This window comes from Sphingopyxis sp. C-1 (assembly GCF_001047015.1).
In the GTDB taxonomy this organism is placed as follows: Bacteria; Pseudomonadota; Alphaproteobacteria; order Sphingomonadales; family Sphingomonadaceae; genus Sphingopyxis.
The window spans coordinates 1,151,076-1,171,325 of the sequence record NZ_BBRO01000001.1 but is presented as its reverse complement, the minus strand read 5'-3'; the positions used below and the strand labels follow the sequence as shown (position 1 = coordinate 1,171,325).

The 20,250-nt window shown below is 64.9% G+C and carries 18 protein-coding genes; 6 read left to right on the top strand and 12 right to left on the bottom strand.

Annotation, left to right across the window (positions count from 1 at the left end; translation table 11 throughout):
* From SC1_RS05345 to SC1_RS05295, 11 genes are all read right to left on the bottom strand, one after another.
* Positions 1-1,479 (bottom strand): EpsI domain-containing exosortase, encoded by a 1,479-nt coding sequence (locus tag SC1_RS05345; protein ID WP_062178563.1) that lies wholly within the window; start codon positions 1,477-1,479, stop codon positions 1-3.
* On the bottom strand, positions 1,476-2,681 hold the full coding sequence (locus SC1_RS05340) for a TIGR03087 family PEP-CTERM/XrtA system glycosyltransferase (RefSeq protein WP_062178560.1): 1,206 nt from the start codon (positions 2,679-2,681) through the stop codon (positions 1,476-1,478). Before SC1_RS05340 ends, SC1_RS05345 begins: the two co-directional genes overlap by 4 nt.
* Positions 2,681-3,763, bottom strand: a complete 1,083-nt coding sequence (locus tag SC1_RS05335) for a FemAB family XrtA/PEP-CTERM system-associated protein (protein ID WP_062183625.1) — start codon at positions 3,761-3,763, stop codon at positions 2,681-2,683. The genes SC1_RS05340 and SC1_RS05335 overlap by 1 nt, the downstream gene beginning before the upstream one ends.
* The gene (locus SC1_RS05330) at positions 3,745-4,605 is read right to left on the bottom strand and encodes an XrtA system polysaccharide deacetylase (protein ID WP_062178557.1); all 861 of its coding nucleotides are present in this window, start codon (positions 4,603-4,605) and stop codon (positions 3,745-3,747) included. The genes SC1_RS05335 and SC1_RS05330 overlap by 19 nt, the downstream gene beginning before the upstream one ends.
* Before the next feature lie 45 nt (positions 4,606-4,650).
* The gene (locus tag SC1_RS05325) at positions 4,651-5,880 is read right to left on the bottom strand and encodes an XrtA/PEP-CTERM system-associated ATPase (protein ID WP_062178554.1); all 1,230 of its coding nucleotides are present in this window, start codon (positions 5,878-5,880) and stop codon (positions 4,651-4,653) included.
* Positions 5,881-5,902: 22 nt separating this feature from the next.
* Positions 5,903-7,615 (bottom strand): hypothetical protein, encoded by a 1,713-nt coding sequence (locus tag SC1_RS05320; RefSeq protein WP_062178550.1) that lies wholly within the window; start codon positions 7,613-7,615, stop codon positions 5,903-5,905.
* A complete protein-coding gene (locus SC1_RS05315) occupies positions 7,615-8,640 on the bottom strand; it encodes a P-loop NTPase (protein WP_062183620.1) in 1,026 nt (341 codons plus the stop codon). The genes SC1_RS05320 and SC1_RS05315 overlap by 1 nt, the downstream gene beginning before the upstream one ends.
* Positions 8,641-8,654: 14 nt before the next feature.
* Complete coding sequence (locus tag SC1_RS05310) at positions 8,655-10,181, bottom strand: XrtA system polysaccharide chain length determinant (RefSeq protein WP_062178547.1); 1,527 nt, start codon at positions 10,179-10,181, stop codon at positions 8,655-8,657.
* A gap of 48 nt (positions 10,182-10,229) precedes the next feature.
* Entirely contained in the window at positions 10,230-10,886 is a 657-nt protein-coding gene (locus SC1_RS05305) for an XrtA/PEP-CTERM system exopolysaccharide export protein (protein WP_062183617.1), read from the bottom strand.
* Between the two features lie 172 nt (positions 10,887-11,058).
* Positions 11,059-12,288, bottom strand: coding sequence for a pyridoxal-dependent decarboxylase, exosortase A system-associated (locus SC1_RS05300; protein WP_062178544.1), 1,230 nt, complete (start codon positions 12,286-12,288; stop codon positions 11,059-11,061).
* Positions 12,285-13,817, bottom strand: coding sequence for an acyl-CoA ligase (AMP-forming), exosortase A system-associated (locus SC1_RS05295; protein ID WP_062178541.1), 1,533 nt, complete (start codon positions 13,815-13,817; stop codon positions 12,285-12,287). Before SC1_RS05295 ends, SC1_RS05300 begins: the two co-directional genes overlap by 4 nt.
* Positions 13,818-13,891: 74 nt before the next feature.
* On the opposite strand from SC1_RS05295, the gene SC1_RS05290 reads away from it, so the two are divergent.
* From SC1_RS05290 to SC1_RS05275, 4 genes are read left to right on the top strand one after another with little or no spacing between them, the layout of a single operon-like run.
* Positions 13,892-14,848, top strand: a complete 957-nt coding sequence (locus tag SC1_RS05290) for a GNAT family N-acetyltransferase (RefSeq protein WP_238586583.1) — start codon at positions 13,892-13,894, stop codon at positions 14,846-14,848.
* Positions 14,845-15,111, top strand: coding sequence for a phosphopantetheine-binding protein (locus SC1_RS05285; RefSeq protein WP_062178535.1), 267 nt, complete (start codon positions 14,845-14,847; stop codon positions 15,109-15,111). Before SC1_RS05290 ends, SC1_RS05285 begins: the two co-directional genes overlap by 4 nt.
* 14 nt (positions 15,112-15,125) lie before the next feature.
* Positions 15,126-15,794 carry a hypothetical protein gene (locus SC1_RS05280; protein WP_062178532.1) on the top strand — a complete coding sequence of 223 codons (669 nt, stop codon included), beginning with the start codon at positions 15,126-15,128 and terminating at the stop codon, positions 15,792-15,794.
* Positions 15,779-16,573 (top strand): hydrolase 1, exosortase A system-associated, encoded by a 795-nt coding sequence (locus tag SC1_RS05275; RefSeq protein WP_062183614.1) that lies wholly within the window; start codon positions 15,779-15,781, stop codon positions 16,571-16,573. Before SC1_RS05280 ends, SC1_RS05275 begins: the two co-directional genes overlap by 16 nt.
* 487 nt (positions 16,574-17,060) lie before the next feature.
* Here SC1_RS05275 and trxB read toward each other — a convergent pair whose 3' ends face one another.
* Entirely contained in the window at positions 17,061-18,026 is a 966-nt protein-coding gene (gene trxB, locus SC1_RS05270) for a thioredoxin-disulfide reductase (RefSeq protein ID WP_062178529.1), read from the bottom strand.
* Between the two features lie 93 nt (positions 18,027-18,119).
* Here trxB and SC1_RS05265 point away from each other — a divergent pair, with 93 nt between their 5' ends.
* Both SC1_RS05265 and SC1_RS05260 read left to right on the top strand, forming a co-directional pair.
* Positions 18,120-18,743: a class I SAM-dependent methyltransferase gene (locus SC1_RS05265; RefSeq protein ID WP_062178526.1), complete on the top strand. Its 624-nt coding sequence runs from the start codon at positions 18,120-18,122 to the stop codon at positions 18,741-18,743.
* A gap of 15 nt (positions 18,744-18,758) precedes the next feature.
* The gene (locus SC1_RS05260) at positions 18,759-20,063 is read left to right on the top strand and encodes a caspase family protein (RefSeq protein ID WP_062178523.1); all 1,305 of its coding nucleotides are present in this window, start codon (positions 18,759-18,761) and stop codon (positions 20,061-20,063) included.
* Positions 20,064-20,250: the final 187 nt, after the last annotated feature.

The following is a 20,250-nucleotide window of genomic DNA, read 5'->3' as shown; positions in this document are numbered from 1 at the left end:
TTAGCTGCTTTTCAGCGCGCGGTCAGCCATCGCTTTGGCTCCGCCGGACGCGGAAAGGAAATCCTCTATCGCATTGCGGCCCCCGCGCCGCTCCTCGCTCGATATAATCAGCGACAATGCGCGCGGGTCGCCGCCGAGCAGCCGCGCCCTCAGACCCGCGAGTTTCGCCGCGCGCGAGCTACCCGTGATCTTGCCATCGACGAGATACCAGGTCGCCGCGTCGCGTAGCACCGGTCCCGGATGTAACAGTCGTTCGGTCTTCGCACCATCGATCGCGGGCAGCGAGGCGCTCCACGCCCATTTGCTGTCGGGATCGACCGCGCCCTGCCCGAAAGCGACGACCTCGCGCCCTTCGGCCTGCCGTTCATAGCCGCCGATCGCAACTGTTACGACTTGCCCCTTTTCATTGGAAAAATGGTGTAGCTGCCGCCGATCGGCGCCGTCGAAGCGTGGCACCCACGGCATTCCCTCCACGCGAACATCGCGCCATCCCGGCGGCGCGCCGATCGCGATCGTCGCGGGCAAGGCTGCGCTGCGGGAGCCCACCAAATTGCCCCAGCCGACGAACAGCAACGGAACAGCCAACGCCGCGGGGAGCACCAGTTTGGCGGGCCCGGCAAAGCGCGGCACGCCGTCCAGCCCGCGCACATCGACCGCGGCGTCATTTGCCGGCCGGTCGAACCAACGGCGCGCAACAAGCATGACGAGCAGGATCACGGCGCCAAAGAAGAACCAGCCATAAAAGATATGGTCGATCCCGCCAGCGGCCTCGATCCCCCAGATTTCTGCCGCGACCATCGTGCCATAGGCGCGCAACGCGTTGGCGAGGATCGTTGTCGCGAGCGCCGCCACGACAAAGACGATCCGCCGCGTCCAACTGCGGAAACAGAGATGCGCCGCGGATATCGCATAGGCCAGCATCGCGATCAGGAAATTGACGCCCGAGCAGGCTTCGGCAACCTCGAAGAAACCGGCAGGCGTGGTAATGAACACGCCCTCCATCTCCGCCGTTATGCCCGAGAGGTGGAGGAGGACCATGCTGATATGCGCAGTGAGCGTCTGGAGCAGCGGCACCAACTCCTCGCCGAACGGCACCAGCAGCAGCGCATAGCCGAGCGGGAAGAGCAGAGCGCGTACGAGCTTTTCGCCCAGTGTCGCCGCGACGGCCCCTTGCAGCATCAGAATGAGGCCAAGCTGACGGAACAAACCGACGCCCGCCGCCTCACCGACGAGCCATACCAGTCCCGCGCCAGCCATCCATATCAGCGCCGGCCACCAATAGGCCGGCGTCAGCGGTCGCAGCAGCGACACGCGTTGCGACACCAGCCAGCCGATCATCGGCACGATCAGCAGGCAATGGGTAAAGGTCGAACTGTTCCACCAGATTCCCGCTACATCGGCTGCTTCGCGCCAGAAGATCGCAAGGATCGCCGCCGATAGCAGCGCCAGCGCGGCAAGATGGCGTTGCCAGATCGTCATGCCGGCAGCCCGAGCAACTTACCGAGCGGCGCCAAGCGCGCGTTCCACCCGTAACGCGCGATCATCTGCGCACGCGCCGCCTGCCCCATCGCCCGCGCAGCCGCCGGATCGTCGAAGAGAGAAACGACGGCGCCCGCCATCGCGCCCGCGCCGTCAGCGACGAGCAGATGCTGGCCCGGCGCTGCATCGATCCCTTCGGCAGCCGCGACGCTCGCAACCACGGGCCGCGCCATCGCCATCGCTTCGAGCAGCTTGTTCTGGACGCCGCGTGCGAGCAGCAACGGCGCGACGACCACGTCGGCGGCGGCGAGCCAGGGGCGAACGTCGGACACTTCGCCGGTGACAGTGACGCCAGGGAGCGCCGCGAGCGAGCGCACCTCTTCGGTCGGCGCGCGGCCCACGATCGCGAAGCGCGCTTGACTATGGCGCTGGCGGATCAATGGCAGGATGTCATTTGCGAACCACCGGACCGCATCGATATTGGGACGATAATCCATCTGGCCGGTGAAGACGGCCAGCGGCCCAGCGCCCCGCCCGACCGTTTCCAGCGCGGTTTCCGGATCGAAGCGATCGGTATCAATGCCATTCTCGACCGCGCGGACCTTGTCCGCGTTAAGTCCGCTATGGTCGCGAAACAATGCCGCCTCGGCCTCGCTGACGAACAGGCTAGCGCCGACGTGGCGCGCCACCTCAACCTCATAGGCCCCCAGCACGCGCGCCTCGCGCTTATGAACCCAGTTCAGCGGCTGACCTTTATCCTGTTCGGCATAGGTCGCAAATTTGGCGGAATCGACGTCGACGAAATCCATCAGCACCGGCCCGTCAAAGCCAGACGGAATATATTGCGCCATCTGGCCCGAAAAGGCGACGATATGCGTGACATTGCCTCGACCGACGAGGTCATCGACGTGGCGGGCCAGCGCAGCGTTGCGGAACAAATGGTTCGACACGGGCTCGCCGCGCAATATGGCCCGCGCCAGCGCTACGGGACGCGAGCCCTTGCGCACTTCGATCGTCAAGCTCTTGCAAAGCGGCGCCATCTTCGTGCGCGCGGCGGCAGCGTCGGCGTCATTGTCGGCGAGCGCCGCGACATGCATCGGCCCGAGCTTCGAGAGCGCCTCAAACATATGCCAGCTGCGGATCCGGTCGCCGCGGTCGGGGGGCCAGGGCGCGCGGTGAACAAGGAACAGGATCTCGGGCATTAGCCGAGCCCGCGGGCGATCAGCGGGCCGATCCGGTTTGCCGCCCACAGCGGCAGCTTTTTCCACAGGTCGACCTGCAGGCGATATTTAGCGCTGTTCGGATTGGTATCGCGCGGAGCCTCACCCGGAGCGAGCCAGCGGCCGTAGAATAGCGGCTGCGGTTCGAAACCCCAGTTCTTCTTATAGGCGAAGGGACCCGTGCCGGCCTTTGAGCGGCCGAAATCAAAGCGCGTGCAGCCCCGCGCGCGGGCGTGGCGCATGAGGGCAAAGTACATCAGCTCATTGGCGCGGAGGCGGCGGGCGTCGGTTGTGCCGCCGCCCCAATAGGGCATCACCGTGCCACGCCAAAAGAGGCTGAGGACGCTGGCGACCGGGCGCCCGTGTTCGCGGACGGTCAGGATGTCGGCAGCGTCGCCAAAGGCATCGAGGACGGCATCGAAAAGCGCTTTCGGAAAAACCGGAGTACCGAGATTGCGGACGCTTGTCGCATAGATGCGATAATGATCGCGGCGTTCGGCCGGATCGCGACCCGTCGTGACCGTCAGCGTGCTTTCGAGAACTTTGCGGACCTCGGCACGCTGCTTGCGCGGGATGGCAAGAAGCTCGGCGTCGTCATCGGCGGCAAGGTCGCGGGCAAAGCCTGCGTAAACGTCGCCCTCGCTGGTCCAGCCCTCGCCCGCGGGCAGCCCGCCGCCGCGCAATTCGACCGACGGAACGCCGAGCGAACGAGCCATATCCGCCGCGCCCTGCCCGAGCGTCGCGGCCACTGCGGCATTGTCGGCAAGAATGCCGCCATCGACCGCGAAACCGCTGCCGACCAGCGCCTGACCGAACAGCGGCGAGCGGATGTGGTGGAGCGGCAGAATACCAGTCAGCGCGCCGGAGGCATCACGCGCCGTGATGAGATGGCAGCGATGGCCCGTGGCCTTCGTGATCGCCTCGCACCATACACGGCTATGGAACGGCGTCGCGTCGGGATGCGCGGCGACATAGGCATCCCATTCGCCCGCGTCCGAAAGCGGCGCGCCGGAAAAACCCTCCTTCACGGCAAGCGTCGGCGCGTTCACGCCGCGATGCGCCATGGCTGCGCGCGCTGCTGCTGCGCCGAGAGCAGCGCGTCGGCGCGAGTCCACTCGAAGTCGGCGAGCAATTTCCTGAGCTTGCCGGCCATGGCCGATAAGCCGCTGTAATGGCGTATCTTCGACCGGATAGGCGCATCGGCGACCCGCGGCTGGCCGGGATCGATTTCCCATGGGTGAAAATAGAGGATCGCCGGATGCCCCTCCGCGTTCATCCGCGCTATCGCCCAGCGCGTGAAGCCATAGGGCAGAATCCGCATGAACCCGCCGCCGCCGGCTGCCAATGTCCGCCCGGCGAAGCGCGCGGTCGTGACCGGCCATTCGACGAGATCGCTGTCAGGAAGCGGCCGCCATGCGTGGCGCGGGCTTTGCGGCCAGCCATAATGGTCGTGGACCACCGGCGCGACGCTCGACGAATAGGCATAGCCCTGTTCGGCAAGTACGGAATGCGCCCACGGCGTGCGCGTATCGACCGAAAAGCTCGGCGCCCGATAACCGCGGATAGCCAACCCGCCCAAATCCTCAAGGATCGCCTGCGTCTTCTTGAGGTCCGCTGCGAATTCGTCGGCGGTCATGTTGAAGACGCGCTTATGGTCATAGCCGTGGCTGGCAAGTTCGTGCCCGGCCGCGACGATGCGCTTGATCAGCGCGGGATAGCGTTCGGCAACCCAGCCCAGGGTGAAGAAAGTGCCCTTGGCGTTTGCATCGGCAAAAATCTGCAACACCGCGTCGCAATTCGCCTCGACGCGACATTCGAGCGCCGGCCAGTCGGCACGGTCGATCGTGCGCTCAAAGGCGCCGACCTGGAACCAGTCCTCGACATCGACCGACAAGCCGTTCTGCATTTTTGCTCACCTTCATCAGCGGGATAGCCGATTTTGGCTGGGTTGTCAGGCCGCCCAGGTCCGCGAATTCGCCGGATTGGGGGCATTGTCCGGATCGCGTTCAACCCATTCGATCAAGAGGTCGAGCACGCGGCGCAGTGCGGCGTCCTGTTCGACGAGGCGTTCCTCGAGCGACGCGATCTGTTTTTCGAGCGTTGCGAGTTGTTCGGGGTCGATGGTCGGCGCGGCAGGCGCGGCGTCGGATGGGGTCGGCGTGACGACCGGCGCGGGTTCGGTAGGCGCGGCGAAGGGCGCGGTCGCGGCGGCCACGGGTGCTGCTGCCACACGCTGCGGCCATTCACGTGCCGTTTCGTTCGCCGCGGTCGGCGCGACAAAGGGCGCGGGCGTGGGTGCGACCGCAGTCGCGGCCGCCGCAACGATCTCGTCCACCGGCAGCGGCGCGAGCGTCGATGCATCGATGCCGCGATCGGCCTCGATCTCGGCGATGACCGAGCGCACATTCTGCGCGGTGATACGGTTCATCTGCTCAACGGCGCCATAGAGCAGCAGGCGGCTGACCAGCACGTTCAATTTGCGCGGCACGCCTTCGCTATAATCAAAGATTTCCTCGAACGCGTCGGGGCTGAAACTGGGATTGCCCGTCCAACCAACCTTGCCGAGACGGTGGAGGATATAGGGCTCGACCTCCTCGGGCTCCATCGGATCGAGGTGGTGCGTCGCGATCACGCGCTGACGTAGCTGTTCGAGCGTCGGCGAATGGAAAAGCGTCTGACGAAATTCTGGCTGGCCGAGCAGGAAGATTTGCAGCAGCGAATGACCTCCAAGCTGGAAGTTCGAGAGCATGCGCAGCTCTTCGAGCGCCGAGATGGCAAGATTCTGCCCTTCGTCGACGATCAGCAAGGTGCGGCGACCGGCGCGCGCCTGTTCGCGCAGATACTCTTCCATCGAGCGCAGCATTTCGGCCTTGCTCTGCCCTTCCCACTCGATGCCGAACTGTTCGGCGACGAGGCGGAGCAGATCGTCGCCCTCGACCTGCGTCGACACCAGCTTGACCGCAGTCAGCCGGTTGGGGTCGATCGTGTTCATCAGATGGCCGACGAGCGTCGTCTTGCCCGCCCCGACATCGCCGGTGATGACGATGAAGCCTTCGCCTTGGGCTAGGCCGTAACCGAGGTAGGACATCGCCTTTCGGTGGGTGCCGCTTTCGAAATAGAAATGCGGGTCTGGCGTCAACTGGAACGGACGTCCGGTGAAACCATAGAACTGATCGTACATCGCAAAAAATCCCGTTGCTTGGTCAGAAGTTGTAACGGAGTCCCACCAAGGCCGAACCGATAAGCTGACTGTTGAAGCCTTCTTGGTCGAAGGCGTTGATGCTGGCCGCCGCGGTCCCCGTGAGACCGCGCCAGAAGCGCCGCGAATAGGATGTGGTCAGGCCCGCCGACTGAACGTCGCTGGCGCCCGGCGCGCCATTGTCGAAATAATTGACGTAACCCGACAGGGTGAGGTCGGAATCAACGTCGAGCTGACGGCCCGCCGACAGGAAGAGATAATAATTCTCGTCCTTGATCCCGTTGAGATTGCCGATCGGCGACAGCAAGGGCGCGAGCAATTTGCGCCGGTCGTAACCGATGCCGACGCCATAATGCCAACCGCCGAAGCGTGACGACAGTGTCGCTTGCACGCCGCGGCTGCGATATTGCGCCGAGGTCGCGTTACCGAGCTGGTTGCTCAAACAGCCGCCGCCCTGCTGGCCGAACACGCACGGATTGATGTCGCCGCTGATGGGATTGCGCGTGGGGTCGAACTGCGTCGGCAGCGCGGCAAGTCCGCCCGACAGGCCGCGGCCGAAGCTCGAAAGCCCGTCATAGACCCCGACCTGGATCGAGGTCGCATGATCGGCGCGATAGGAGAAGCTACCGGTGTAGATGGTGTCACCGTAACGGCGCCCGACGCGGGCGGTCAGCGAGGTGCGGCGGCTCGGCTGCCACATCACGCCAGCGTCCCAGATCAGCCCGTCGGTGTCGAACGAAAGCTGGCGCGGCGTCGATTTGTCGGTGACGAAGCGGCCATTGGAATCGCGCACCGGTATGCCGTTGGAGTCCACGACCGGATTGCGCTGGCCGATTTCGATATCCTCATAACCGACGCCCCCGAGCAGAGCGACAGTCGGGCCGATCGGCACCGTCACATCGGCGCGGGCGAATTTGCCTTCGTAGCGCTGGTCGAGCTGGCTCGCATCCTCACGCTCATATCCGCCCGACACCTGCCATCCGAACGGCAGGTCGCCCGGCCGCGCACCGACGCTGGCCCATGCGACATGGTTCGTCGAGCTGTCGAAAATATCCTGCGGCTGCGTGCCCGGCGACAGGATCGCGGGTTCGTCGACGTCGACCTTGGTATAGCCGAAACGATAGCCCGCCCCGACGTCGAGCCCGCCGATGCGGCGCGCAAAGGTCGGACCGGCGTAGACCGAATAGAGGTTCGCAACATTGCTGGCGTCGCCGATGAACAGGCCGCTCGCCGCGCCCTGCCCGTCCGCGCGCGTGCGCGTCGCGAGCGCGCCAGCTTCGAGATTGAGGCCACGCGCGGCCTCAATCCGGCCACGGAGAAGGCCGCTGATCGTGTCGGAATCTCCAAGGCCGCCATTCCATCCGATGCGATGTTCATAGCGCACGGTCCCGGCGAGTTCGGCGCGGTTCGTCGCGATCGACGCATCGACGCCGACCGCGAGGTTCGTGTAGGTGAGGACGTCGCCGCCGTTTTTGAGGTCGGCTGTCAGCACCTGATCGATTTCGAGATAGGGGCTGACGTCTACCGTCCGCTGGGTACGGCGCCGTTCAGCGCGCTTTTCGGCGCGCCCTTTTTCGGGAGCAGCCGCGCCGGCCGAGGTCGCGTTACCGCCGCCCGAGGCGGGATCACCCGAAAATTGCGCGTGCGCGCCCGTCGCCGTCCCGGCGAGCAAGAGGGCCGCCAGCGCCGCGCCGCGACGCATGGGGGTGGTGCGCATCACGCGCCTCCTTGTCCGTAATAAGTGCCAAAGCGGCGACCGCCCGGCGAATATTTCACTCCATTGAGGAGCAACTGCATATGCGGACATGCACCCATCAGACCGATTGCGTCACGCAGCGCCGATTCGAGCGTTTCGTCGGCACGCACGACCATGATCGTCTGTCCGACATGTCCCGCGAGCACCGCGGCGGGTGAAGCCGCGAGCACCGGCGGCGAATCGATGATAAGAATGCGCCCCGGCGCGCCCGCTTCGAGCTGCGCGAGGAGCGCCTCGGTCCGCGCCGAGGCGAGGAGTTCGGTGTCGTGCATATGCCCAGTGCCAGCAGGCATCACTTTTAAACCCGGAATGTCGGTCTGGATCAGGCAGTCGCTGAGCGGCAGATGTGGATCGGCGAGCGCGTCCATCAGGCCGGGGCCGTCTTCGAGGCCCAAGGCTTCGAGAACGCTCGGCTTCGCGATGTCGGCGTCGATCAGCAGGACATCATGGTCGGCCTCGACCGCGAGGCTCAAGGCGAGGTTGACGGCCGAGAAGGTCTTGCCCTCGCCCGGGTTCGCCGAAGCGATCAACACGCGGTGGCCGCGCGGCAGGATCGGACGATTGCCGACGCCACCGAAATTGCGGATCAGCTCGCGCTTCACGATGCGATATTCTTCGGAAATGCCTGTAACAGGCGTACCGGGAACGATCATGCCGCGCGACGCGAGGCGTGCACGATCGATGGTGCCCTGCCGCGATGGCACGATCGCGGGAGCTGCCTTTGCGACGACCTTGCGCGGCGACGGCTTCGGCGCGGCGGGCGCGGCTTCGGCGGCCGGCGCCGTCTCGACGACAGGCTCCAGGATTTCAGGCTGCGGCGTTTCCGCCACGGGATCCACCTTGGCCGTCTTCGCCTTTTTGGGCGCTTCGGGCGGCAGCTTTGATACGTCGATCGTCGGCGCATTCGCGACGGGGTCAAGGCCGAACATGTCGGCTGCGCGTTCGAGGAGCGAGGGCGGGCGCTTGACTTTGCGTTGGTCGTTCATGTCATCGTCCCCCGTCACGCAACCATGCCGCGCTGGATGAATTCCGCGACCAGCAGCAAGGCATAGAGACCGACCAGCGCCCCGCCGCCGCCAGCGAGCCACACGAGCTTCTTGCGCCGGTCGAGGTGGCGTTCGGGCGTCACCACTTCGGTGATCGATCCGATAACGGGCAGCCCGCTCGCGCGTTCGAGCTTGGCGGCGGTCGCATAGCTGGCGCGCACCTGACCGAGGCCGAAGGCGACCCCGATGCCGCCGCCGATGCCGGCGAGCAGAACGAGCGTCAGGAACAGCGGCCGGTTGGGCGCTGCGGGGCTGGTCGGTTTCGACGGCGGATCGAGCAGTTCGATCTTGATCGCGTCGGTTTCGGTCTGCACTTCGCCGCGCAGGCGGACCTGCTCACGCTGGCCTAGCAGCTTATCGTACTGAGCCTTGAGCGCGGTATATTCACCGTTGATCCGGTCATACTCGGCGGCGATGCCGGGGTTCTGGATCTGCTGCGTCGTGATTTTCGATATGTCGCCCATAAGCTGGCTCTTGCGGGCCGACAGCGCGCTGACCGTCGCCTGACGTTCGGCACGCATCGCGGCGAGCGAGGCATAGGCAGGGTTCTGCATTCCGCCGCCGCCCGTGCCTTCGCGGTCGGCCATGGCCTTGAGCGACGCGATCTGGCTCTTCAATGCGATAATGTCGGGGTGCGCATCGGTCAGGCCCCGCGCGCGCATCGACGACAGTTCATTCTGCGCGCCCGCAAGCTGCTGGCGCGCCACGCCGCCGCCAACGCCACCGCCTGCGCCGGGGATCGATTGCGGCGTGGAAGCGAGCTGGCCGTTTGCTGCGGCGAGTTGCGCCTGCGCTGACACGAGCTGCGAATCGATCTGGCTGAGCTCGGCGCGCGCCGCGTCGACACGCTGCGCCGGTGACCCACTGCCGCCGGGGATCAGGCCGATGTTCTGCGCCTCGAACGCTCCGCGGCGCGCCTCGACCTCGCGCAGCGCCTTTTCGCGATCGGCGATCTGGGCGTCGAGGAACTTCAGGCCCTCGCGCGCATTCATCCGGCCGCCGCGCAGCTGGTCATCGCGGAACACGGTGATGAGGCTGTCGAGCACGCCCGATGCGAGCTTGGCATTGTCGGCGTCGGACAAGCTGCCAACCGCGACGCTCGAGGTGATTTCGAAGATATTGTCTTGCTGCGGAACGACCTTGATACTCTTTTGCAGCATCGCGACCGCGCCGGCCTTGTCGCGCTCGCTTGCTCCCGGGGGAAGCAGGCCCGTCGTTGCCGCGACCTTTTCCATATTGCGTGCGCTGGTCAGCGTTTCGCGGATCTGGTCGAGTTGCGGACGTCCGCCGCCCTGCGCGTCGTCGGGCAGGATTTCGTTGACGTCGACCAGCAGCCGCGCACGGCTGTCGTAGCGATTGGGGATCGACGCGATCGCGAGCCAGCCGAGGATGCAGATACCCCACGCCACCGCCAGCACGAGCCACCGGCGCGTCCAGACGCTGTGCAGCGCCACCCGGAATTCGTCGTAAAGGCTATTCATCGCTCGCAATCTATCCTTGGGAGATGGGTGGAAGGCGGTCGCTCGATATCAGAACATGCTTTCGGGGATGATGATCACATCGCCGGGCTGAAGCCGCACATTCGCCTTGATATCGCCGCGCTTGATCAGGTCGTTCAGGCGCAGGCCGAACTCCTGCTGCTTCCCGCTGCCCTTGTCGAAACGGACGAGTCGCGCTTTGTTTCCAGCGGCATATTCGCCAAGCCCGCCGACTGCAATCATTGCATCGAGCACGGTCATATTGGCGCGGAACGGGATCGACGCGGGCTTCTCGGTCGCGCCCACAACGCGCACCTGCTGCGAGAAGGTGCTGTTGAAGCTGGTGACGATAACGCTGACGATCGGGTCGGTGATATATTGGCTGAGCTGGAGCTTGATGTCCTGTTGCAGCATGGTCGGTGTCTTACCGACCGCAGGCATGTCGGTGATCAGCGGCGTCGTGATACGGCCGTCGGGGCGGACCTGGACCTTGCCGCCGAGTTCGGGGTTGCGCCACACAAAGATCTGGAGCTCGTCGAGCGGGCCGATGATATATTCCTCGCCCGGCCCTTCCTGGTTCGCGACGAAGTTCGCGCTGGGCAGTTGTGGTGCGCTGCCCCCGGCGCCCATGCAACCCGTCAGCGCGGTCGCAGCGATGCCCGAAACCAGCGCGATGCGCGCGACACGAAGCGAGGAGAACGAAGCCATAATCCAATCAACCTTTCGAGCCGTCAGGGGAACCGCGGTCCGGAAACCCGCGGCGACAGCCATTGCGTCAGCCTAGCCATTGCTCGAAAAGGGTGAACATAATGTTAGTATTGAACTAAGTTTGGACCACGCTTGTCGGAAGATGTCCCGATAAGGAACAAAATCAGGCGTGTCACACGAGCATTTCCCGCGCCGGTCCCTGCCCCAGGAAGCTCGCCGGGCTCGCGCTCGCCCCATAGGCGCCCGCAAGGAAGATCGCGATGATGTCGCCGACCTCGGCGCGCGGTAGCGCGACCTGATCGCCAAGGCGGTCGAGCGGGGTGCAGAGGCAGCCAACGACCGACACGGTTTCGACAGGCTCCCGGCCAAAGGCGCCCGCCACCGCGATCGGATAGTTACGGCGGATCACCGTGCCGAAATTGCCGCTGGCGGCAAGCTGGTGGTGGAGGCCACCGTCGGTGACGAGGAAGGTTTCGCCATGGCTGACCTTCCGATCGACGACGCGGGTCAGATAGACGCCCGCTTCGGCGACGAGCCAGCGGCCCAGTTCCATCGCGAAATGGCTTTTGGCGAGCACCGGATCGCGCGCCGCCAGCGTCTCGCCAAGCGCAGCCCCGACCGCCCGCACATCGACCGCCTTGTCGCCGGGAAAATAGGGCACGCCCATGCCGCCGCCGAGATTGACGAGGGGCGGTGTCTCCCCGATCTCGTTCGCGAGCCGCGCTGCGAGTGCAACGGTCTGCGCCTGTGTTTCGGCGATGGCCGCGGCGTCAAGCGCCTGCGATCCTGCGAAAATATGGAAACCCTGCCAGTCGGCACCGGCATTGATCAGGCGTCCGACGAGCGCCGGAACTTCGGCGGCATCGACGCCAAAGGGCTTGGCGCCCCCACCCATCTTCATGCCCGACCCTTTGAGGTCGAAGTCGGGATTGACCCGCACGGCAAGACTGGGAGTAAGGCCAAGATGCTCGGCGATCGACAGTGCCCGTTCGGCCTCGCCAACGGATTCAAGATTGAGCGTCGCTCCGGCAGTGATCGTCGCTTCGAGTTCGCGGTCGCGCTTGCCGGGGCCGGCAAAACTGATGTCGCCCGCCGGCATCCCGCTAGCGAGCGCGGCTTTGAGTTCGCCGCCTGAGGCGACGTCGAAACCGTCGACCAGCCGCGCCATGAAAGCGAGCACAGGCGCATAGGGGTTCGCCTTCATCGCATAATGAAGCTGCACCCCGCCGGGCATCGCGGCGCGCCATTCGGCGATGCGCGCGGTCAGCATCGCGCTGTCATAGGCGAACAGCGGGGTGTCGCCCGCGACGTCTGCAAGCGCCTCGGCGCGGTCGCCGCCGATGAGCAACATACCGCTAGTGTCGGCACGGAAGCCGGGCGGGATCGGACCGTGCGGTTTCATGCCGCCACCTCCTGCGTCCAGTCAGCGGCGATTGCCACGCGGTCGAGCTTGCCATTGGGATTGCGCGGCAAGGCATCGCGCCATTCGATCGCCTGCGGCTGCATGAAATTGGGAAGATTCTGGCGGAGCCAGGCGGAAAGCCCCTCTTCGTCGGCGACGCCGTCTTTCCCGCGCACGATCAGGACGATCGCGGCGCCAAGCCGCTGGTCGGGAACGCCGAAAGCGACGGCTTCGTAGATCAGCCCCGATGCCACCGCGACATCCTCAACCTCGGTCGGGCTAACGCGGTTGCCCGCGGTCTTGATCATCGCGTCGTCGCGGCCGACGAAATAGAGCAGGCCATCGGCGTCGCGGCGAACCGTATCGCCCGACCATACCGCCGTCCCACCATAGTGCGATGCGGGCGGTGCCGGTTTGAAGCGATGCGCGGTGCGCTCTTCGTCCTGCCAATAGCCCCGCGCCACCAAGGGCCCGACATGGACCAGTTCCCCGGGTTCATCGTCGAGGACAACGCTGCCGTCGGGACGGCAGACGAGGATTTCGGCATGCGGGATCGCGCGACCCATCGACGTTGGGTGGTCGGCGACGAGCGCCGGATCGAGATAGGTCGAGCGAAACGCCTCGGTCAGCCCGTACATTGGATAGATGTCGGCCTTAGGAAAGGTCCGGCGCATCGCGTCGATCAGCGAGGGCGTCAGCGCGCCGCCGCTGTTGGTCAGCCGCTTGAGCCACACCGCCGTTTCGGCAGGCCATTCTGCCTCGACGACTTGTACCCAAAGCGGCGGCACTCCGGCGAGCGTCGTTATTTTGTGGCGCGCCACCGCCTTCACGACGTCGCGCGCGGTCAGATAATCCAGCGGTGCGACTGCCGCGCCGGCGTACCAGCTCGAAAACAGTTGGTTCTGTCCATAATCGAAACTGAGCGGCAGCACGCCGAGTACCCGGTCGTCGGGTGCGATCTTCAAATAGGAAGCAACGCTTTCAGCGCCCAGCCACAGGTTCGCGTGACTGAGCATTACGCCCTTGGGCCGACCGGTCGAGCCGCTGGTGTAGAGGATAGCGGCGAGATCGTCGGGTTCAGCGATCGATAGCGGAAGCCCCTGCCCGCCCGAATCAATGACCTCCTCACCGATCTTGAGATCCTGCACCACGCATTCGTCGGGCAGGCCGCCGCCGAGCATCTCGGCGCGCGCACCGTTGGTAACGAGCAATTTCGCCCCGCTGTCGGACAGAATATGCGCGACCTGCGGCCCCTTGAGCAGCGGATTGACCGGCACATGGATCAGCCCCGCGCGCGCTGCGGCAAGCGGCATCAGGCAGGCGAGCCGCGTCTTGGCGCTCCAGCTTGCGACGCGTTCGCCCGGACCGCCCGCCTGTTCGAGCAGCCAAGACGCCAGCCGTCCGACGCCGGCGTCGAGCTCAGCGTAAGTTGTGACCCGGTCGCCGATCAGCAGTGCGTCCGCGTCGGGCGCACCGCGAAGGGCGAGATGGTCGATCGGCCTTGAAGATGGGTTTTCGGCTTTGGTCATCGGCTGTTAGGACAGAAGTGATAGAGGGCGCCACCATGCAAGGGAACGGTGAACATCACGCTAATGATGAGCGATTGCCCGCCACAGCGCGCGCGGACGGATTTGCGTCGCCTTTCGACCGCGCGGCGTGGTACGACCTGCTCGCCGCGCATGGCTTTGCCGGTCGTGGCCGGATCGACGCATCGGGTAGCGCGGGTGCGATGCGTGCGTGGTTATCGCTGCGATTCGAGACGCCCGGCGACCTCGTCGGCCTCACCAACTGGTATAGTTTTTCGATCCGCCCGCTTTTCGAGGGTGACGGCGATCGCGGCGATGCCCTTCGCGCGCTCTTCGTCGACCTTCGCCAAAAGGCCGCGCGTCTTACACTCTACCCCGTCATGGAGCCCGACGCGCTGACGATGGCGCTGCGCGCCGCGGGTTGGTGGGTGAAGGCAACGCCGGTGGGCGATCGCCATTGGCTCGACCTCGGCGACATGGACCATGACAGGTGGTGGGCGAGCCGCCCCGGCGCGCTGCGCAATACCGTCCAGCGCAAGGCGAAGAAGGGCATCGTCGACATCCAACTGCTCACGACCTTCGATCCGGGAAGCTGGGCCGCCTATGAGCAAATCTACGCTGCGAGTTGGAAGCCCGAGGAAGGCGATCCCGCTCTGCTGCGCACCTTTGCCGAGATGGAAAGCGAGCGTGGCACATTCCGCATGGGCATTGCACGGATCGACGGCATCCCTGTCGCCGCGCAGTTCTGGACGGTCGAGGACGGCACCGCCTTCATCCATAAGCTGGCGCATGTGGAGGATAGTCTGAAAGCCTCGCCGGGGACTTTGCTGTCGGCCGCGCTATTCCGCCATGTGATCGAGATCGATGGCGTGGAGCGCGTCGATTTCGGCACCGGCAACGATGGTTACAAGCGCGACTGGATGAACCGGCACGACCCGCTGTGGCGCATCGAGGCTTTCAATCCGTCGCGCGTCGCGGCATGGGGTCCGGCATTGAAGGCATTCGCCCGTTCGCTGCGCAGGAAAGATTCATGACCGAAGCCAAGACCGTCGACGCCACTCTTCGCGCATTGCTCGCCGATGTGCTAGGCCTCGGCGAAGCACGCGCGGCCGCGCTCAGCGAAGGCAGTGGCTTGTTCGGCGAACTGCCCGAGTTCGATTCGATGGCGGTCGCGACGGTGCTGACCGAGATGGAAGACCGGCTCGGTATCCTGATCGACGATGATGAGATCGACGGGGAAATCTTTGAAACCTACGGTAATTTGCTGGCCTTTTCGCTGCGCAAAGTGACCGACTGACCCCGGATGCGCGCATGAGCGAACATCGGCTGCGCATCGATCCCGCGGGCACACCCCGCGCCACCATCCTGATCGTCCCGCCGCTGTTCGAGGAAGCGAACCGCACGCGCCGCACGCTGGTGCTCGCGATGCGCGCGCTTGCGGCCGAGGGGTTTGCGGCCGTGCTTCCCGACCTGCCGGGACAGAATGAGAGCCTTGTTCCGCTGGAGCGGGTCGATCTGGTTGGCTGGAAGGATGCGGTTGCCCAGATTGCAGTGGCGATCGAAGGGCCGGTCATTATAGCCTCGGTCCGCGGCGGCGCGTTGGTCGATCATCAGGCGAAGGCAGAAGCATGGTGGCGCCTTGCCCCCATCGGCGGAGCGTCGCTGCTCCGTACGTTGATGCGCGCCCGCGTAGGCGCCGACCGAGAAGCCGGCGTGGCGTCTTCACTCGACAGCCTGCAGGAAGAAGCGAAAACCGCGTCGCTGTTGCTTGCCGGCAATCGCCTGTCATCCGCCATGATCGCGCAGCTCGGTGTCAGCGAGGCGCAGGCGGTGGCGCCTTTGCGCAGCGTCGGGCTCGGCGCCGACGGAATCGCGGGAACGCCGTTATGGCTGCGCGCCGAGCCCGATGAGGATGCTGCGATGGCGGCGGCGATCGCTGCCGACATTTCCATATGGAGCAAGACGTGCGGCATCAGCTAAGCTTTAGCTGCAATGGCGCCAAGCTCGCCGCGACCCTTGACGAGGCGGCGGGAAGCACCGGCCTGTTGATCGTGTCGGGCGGCAACGAGATTCGTAGCGGCGCGCATCGCGGAATGGCGATGCTGGCAGCGCGGATCGCCGACGCGGGTTATCCGGTGTTCCGTTTCGACCGGCGCGGGATCGGCGATAGCGAGGGCACGAACGGCGGCTTCGAAAGCAGCGGCCCCGACATCGTCGCGGCGATTGGGACGTTCCGGGAGGCAGCGCCGCATGTGACACGCATCGTCGGCTTCGGCAATTGCGATGCGGCAAGCGCGTTGTTGCTTCACCAGCCGCTGGCACTTGACGGGCTGATCGTCGCCAACCCATGGACATATGACAACGACACGGACGAAGCCGAAGAACCTGCGCTGCCGCCGGCCTCGGCTATCCGCGCGCGGTATCTGGCGCGGCTGAAGGACCCCAAGAGCCTGTTCAGATTGCTCAAGGGCGAAGTCGATTTCCGGAAGCTGTTTCGTGGACTGTCGGCGCTCAAGACGCCATCGCCGCCTGCGGCACCCGACAGTCTTGCGGGGCGGATCGATAGCGCGATCTGCGCGGTCGGGTTGCCTGCGACGATCCTGCTAGCGACGGGCGACCGGACCGCGCAGGCCTTCATGGAGAATTGCCCGGCGGCGCTGGATCGCGTCCCTGTCGAGCGCCTCGCCAGCCCATCGCATAGCTTTGCGGGGGACGATGGGGAGTGGCTGGCGGCACATATTCTCGCAATATTGAAATAGTCGTGTCGCCGTACGGGATGCCGATGTCGGTTTTGGGGTGGGGGGCTGCCGTTACCCTCTTTCGACATTGCCCGGCTGGATCGGGATCGGATCGGCGCAAGAGCCGCGCAATATTCCAAAGTTCAGGAAAGTTCAGCCCTATGCGCGCCCCGATTGGGAAGCCGCGGGGTGCCGGATGTGCGCGGCACGTCCGATCATGGTCGTACCCGTAAGCCGGGCAGCGACAGCCTTTTTGTTCACCGAATGAAAGAGCCGGATGAAGGCTGGCACAGCCGGATAATGTAGGAAAGACCTATTTGAAGGCGATGTCGGCTTGGGGGTGGTGAGCGGACATCCCGTCCCCCACTTCCGTCATCCCGGGCTTGACCCGGGATCCCGCTTTTCGACGCATTCGCTGGCTTCGGCCTCAAGCGGGACCCCGGATCAAGTCCGGGGTGACGAGGATGTGGAGGGCGGCTCCCGGTCGTTTGCTGACGCCGGTCGCGACTTAGGCCGTCGCCATCGCGTGATATTCAGCCTCGGCCAAGAAGCGTTCCGCGTCGAGGGCGGCCATGCATCCCATGCCCGCGGCGGTTACCGCCTGGCGGTACACCTTGTCGGCGACGTCGCCCGCTGCGAAGACGCCGGGGATCGAGGTAAGCGAGGTACCCGGCGTGATCTGAAGATAGCCATCGTCGTCCAGCGGCAGCTTGCCCTTGAACAGTTCGGTCGACGGGCTGTGGCCGATCGCGACGAAGCCGCCGTCGGTTGGTTCATGGCTCGCCTCGCCAGTGACGGTGTCGATCAGGTCGACGCCGACAAGGCCGGTCAGCCCTTCGCCCGCCACGAAACGCTCGACGCGCTTGTTCCACAGCGTCTTGATTTTCGGGTTCACCGCCAGCCGGTCCTGAAGGATCTTTTCAGCGCGAAGCGTATCGCGGCGGTGGATCAGGGTCACGTCGTCGCTGTGATTGGTTAGGTAAAGCGCCTCTTCAACCGCAGTATTGCCGCCGCCGATCACCACAACCTTTTTGCCGCGATAGAAGAAGCCGTCGCAGGTCGCACATGCCGAGACACCCTTGCCGCCGAGTTCCTGCTCGCCCGGAACGCCGAGCCATTTGGCCTGCGCGCCCGTCGCGATGACGAGCGTTTCGGCCATATAGACGTCGCCGCCGTCGCCCGTCAGCTTGAACGGACGGCGCGAGAAATCGACGTCGACGATCGTATCCCAGATCATGCTGGTGCCGACATGCATCGCCTGCGCGGTCATCTGTTCCATCAGCCAGGGGCCCTGCACGACTTCGGCGAAGCCGGGGTAATTTTCGACGTCGGTGGTGATCGTGAGCTGCCCGCCGGGCTGCAGCCCCTGAACAACGATCGGCATCATGCCCGCACGCGCCGCGTAAATAGCGGCCGACAGGCCGGCGGGGCCGGAACCGAGGATGAGCATCTTGGTGTGGTGAACGCTGGGCATGACGGTCTTTCTTGGGCTGTGCGGACACGCACAGATGGGTGTTGCCAACCGCGCTAGCAAGGGTCACCTTCCGCGCCAAGGGGAGACTGGCGAATGGCAAGCTGGTGGGAACGTCATGGGGTGCCGCGACTGATCAAATGCGCCTGTTCGCAAGGGCAGATCATGAAGGTGCGCAGCAAGGTGGTGCCGCATGCGCGCGGCCATGTGCTCGAGCTCGGCTGCGGCGGTGGAATCAACATGGAATTTTATCGACCGGGGCAGATCGAGAGCTTTAGCGGGCTCGATCCCTCGCCGGAGTTACTCACGATGAGCGTCGCGGCGGCGGCGGCGCGCGGGATCGACGCCGATATCCGCGAAGGTGTCGGCGAGGCGATGCCGTTCGAGAGCGCGGCGTTCGACACCGTCGTCACCACTTTCACTCTGTGCTCGGTGAGCGATCAGGCGGCGGTGCTGGGGGAAATCCGCCGTGTACTGAAGCCCGGTGGGACCGCGCTGTTCCTTGAGCATGGCGGCGCGCCCGATACCGGCGTCGCGACGTGGCAGCGGCGGATCGAGCCGGTGTGGAAGCGCATCGGCGGCAATTGCCACCTGACCCGCCCGATCAGCGATGCGTATGAAAAGGCTGGATTTTCGGTCGATCGACAAGGCGCCGACTATTTGCCCAAGACGCCGCGCCCATTCGGCTGGGTCGAATTTGGCGCGGCGCGCCTCGCCTAGAGAAAGGATTGCGAGATGATGCGATTCTGGCTTGTCACCCTCACCGCGGCGTTGTTTTTTGCGCCATCGGCCGCCGATGCGCGCAAGGTCGCGCTGATCATCGGCAATAGCGATTATGCGAACACCAGCCGGCTGGTGAACCCGACGAACGACATCAAGATCATCGCCGCGTCGGCGAAGCAGGCCGGATTCGACGACGTCACCGTCGCCGCGGACCTCGCGGTCAACGATTTCCAGAAGGCGATGCGCGATTTCCGCGCCAAGGCCGACGGGGCGGAGGTCGCAATGGTCTATTATGCAGGGCACGGGATCGAGGCGCAGGGCAAGAACTGGCTGATCCCGACGGACGCGCAGCTCAAATCCGACCTCGACCTGCCCTATGAGGCGATCAACCTCGACCGGTTGATGGAGTCGGTTTCGGGGGCACAGATTCGAATGGTCGTGCTCGATTCGTGCCGGAACAATCCGTTCGGGCGGTCGTGGCGATCGGGGACGCGCGCCGTGGTGAATGGCCTCGCGGGGGTCGAAGCCGACGATGTGCTGGTGATCTTTGCCGCGGCACCAGGACAGACCGCAGCCGATGGAACGAGCGGCAATTCGCCATTTGCAACTTCGCTCGCAAAGCGCCTGCCGCAGCCCGACATGCCCGTGCAGTTGCTGGGCGGGCTGATCCGCGACGATGTGCTGCAGGCGACCGCCGGCAGCCAGCGCCCATTTGTCAGCGCCAGCATTACGGGAACCCCCGTCTATCTGGTCCCGCGCACAGCGCCCGCTGGCGCGCCCCCGACTTCGGGCAACCGCTCTGCGCTAGAGGATCTGCTGTGGAAGGGCGCGGTAACAGAGAACAGCATCAGCGCCTTCAAAGCCTATCTCGCCGAATTTCCCTCGGGTAAATATGCGGCGCAGGCGGGCGAAAGCATGGCTCGGCTGAACGGAAATCCGGCCGCTGCAACCGTGATGGCGAGCGCGCCCATGACGAGGAAATATATCCTGTCGAACATCCGCATCGAGGCGGTGAAGCTGACCGGGCGGCTTGGCCTCGGCCTGCCCGACCAGCTTTTCCTGCGCTTCAACACCGGCGAACGTTTTCCCGAGGGTTCGCGCGAAATCTTTTCGATCAAGCGCGGCGAAAGCTGGGTCGTGGACCGGAATTTCGCGTTCGAACAGCCGGTGAGCTTCCAGCTCCGCGAATTCGACGACATCGGGGGCAGCGACAATATCGGGACGATCGACCTTGGCGATGCGCCGGGGACCTTCACGAAAACGCTCGACGGCGACGCCAGCGATTATCGGGTGACCTATACGATGACGGTCGGCTGATGGCCCTAAAGCGACAAAAGACACGGACGAACGCCTCCGGAATGTGTCCTTTGTTGCTTTAAGGCGATGGTAGGCACTGGACTTGAGGAGGCGCTCTGCCGGGCAATCAGTGCGGTCATCCACGAGGATAGATCATCGCCCGATTTATTAGGAAAGCGGTTTTTTGTCGTGCGGGGTTCTGGCTGGT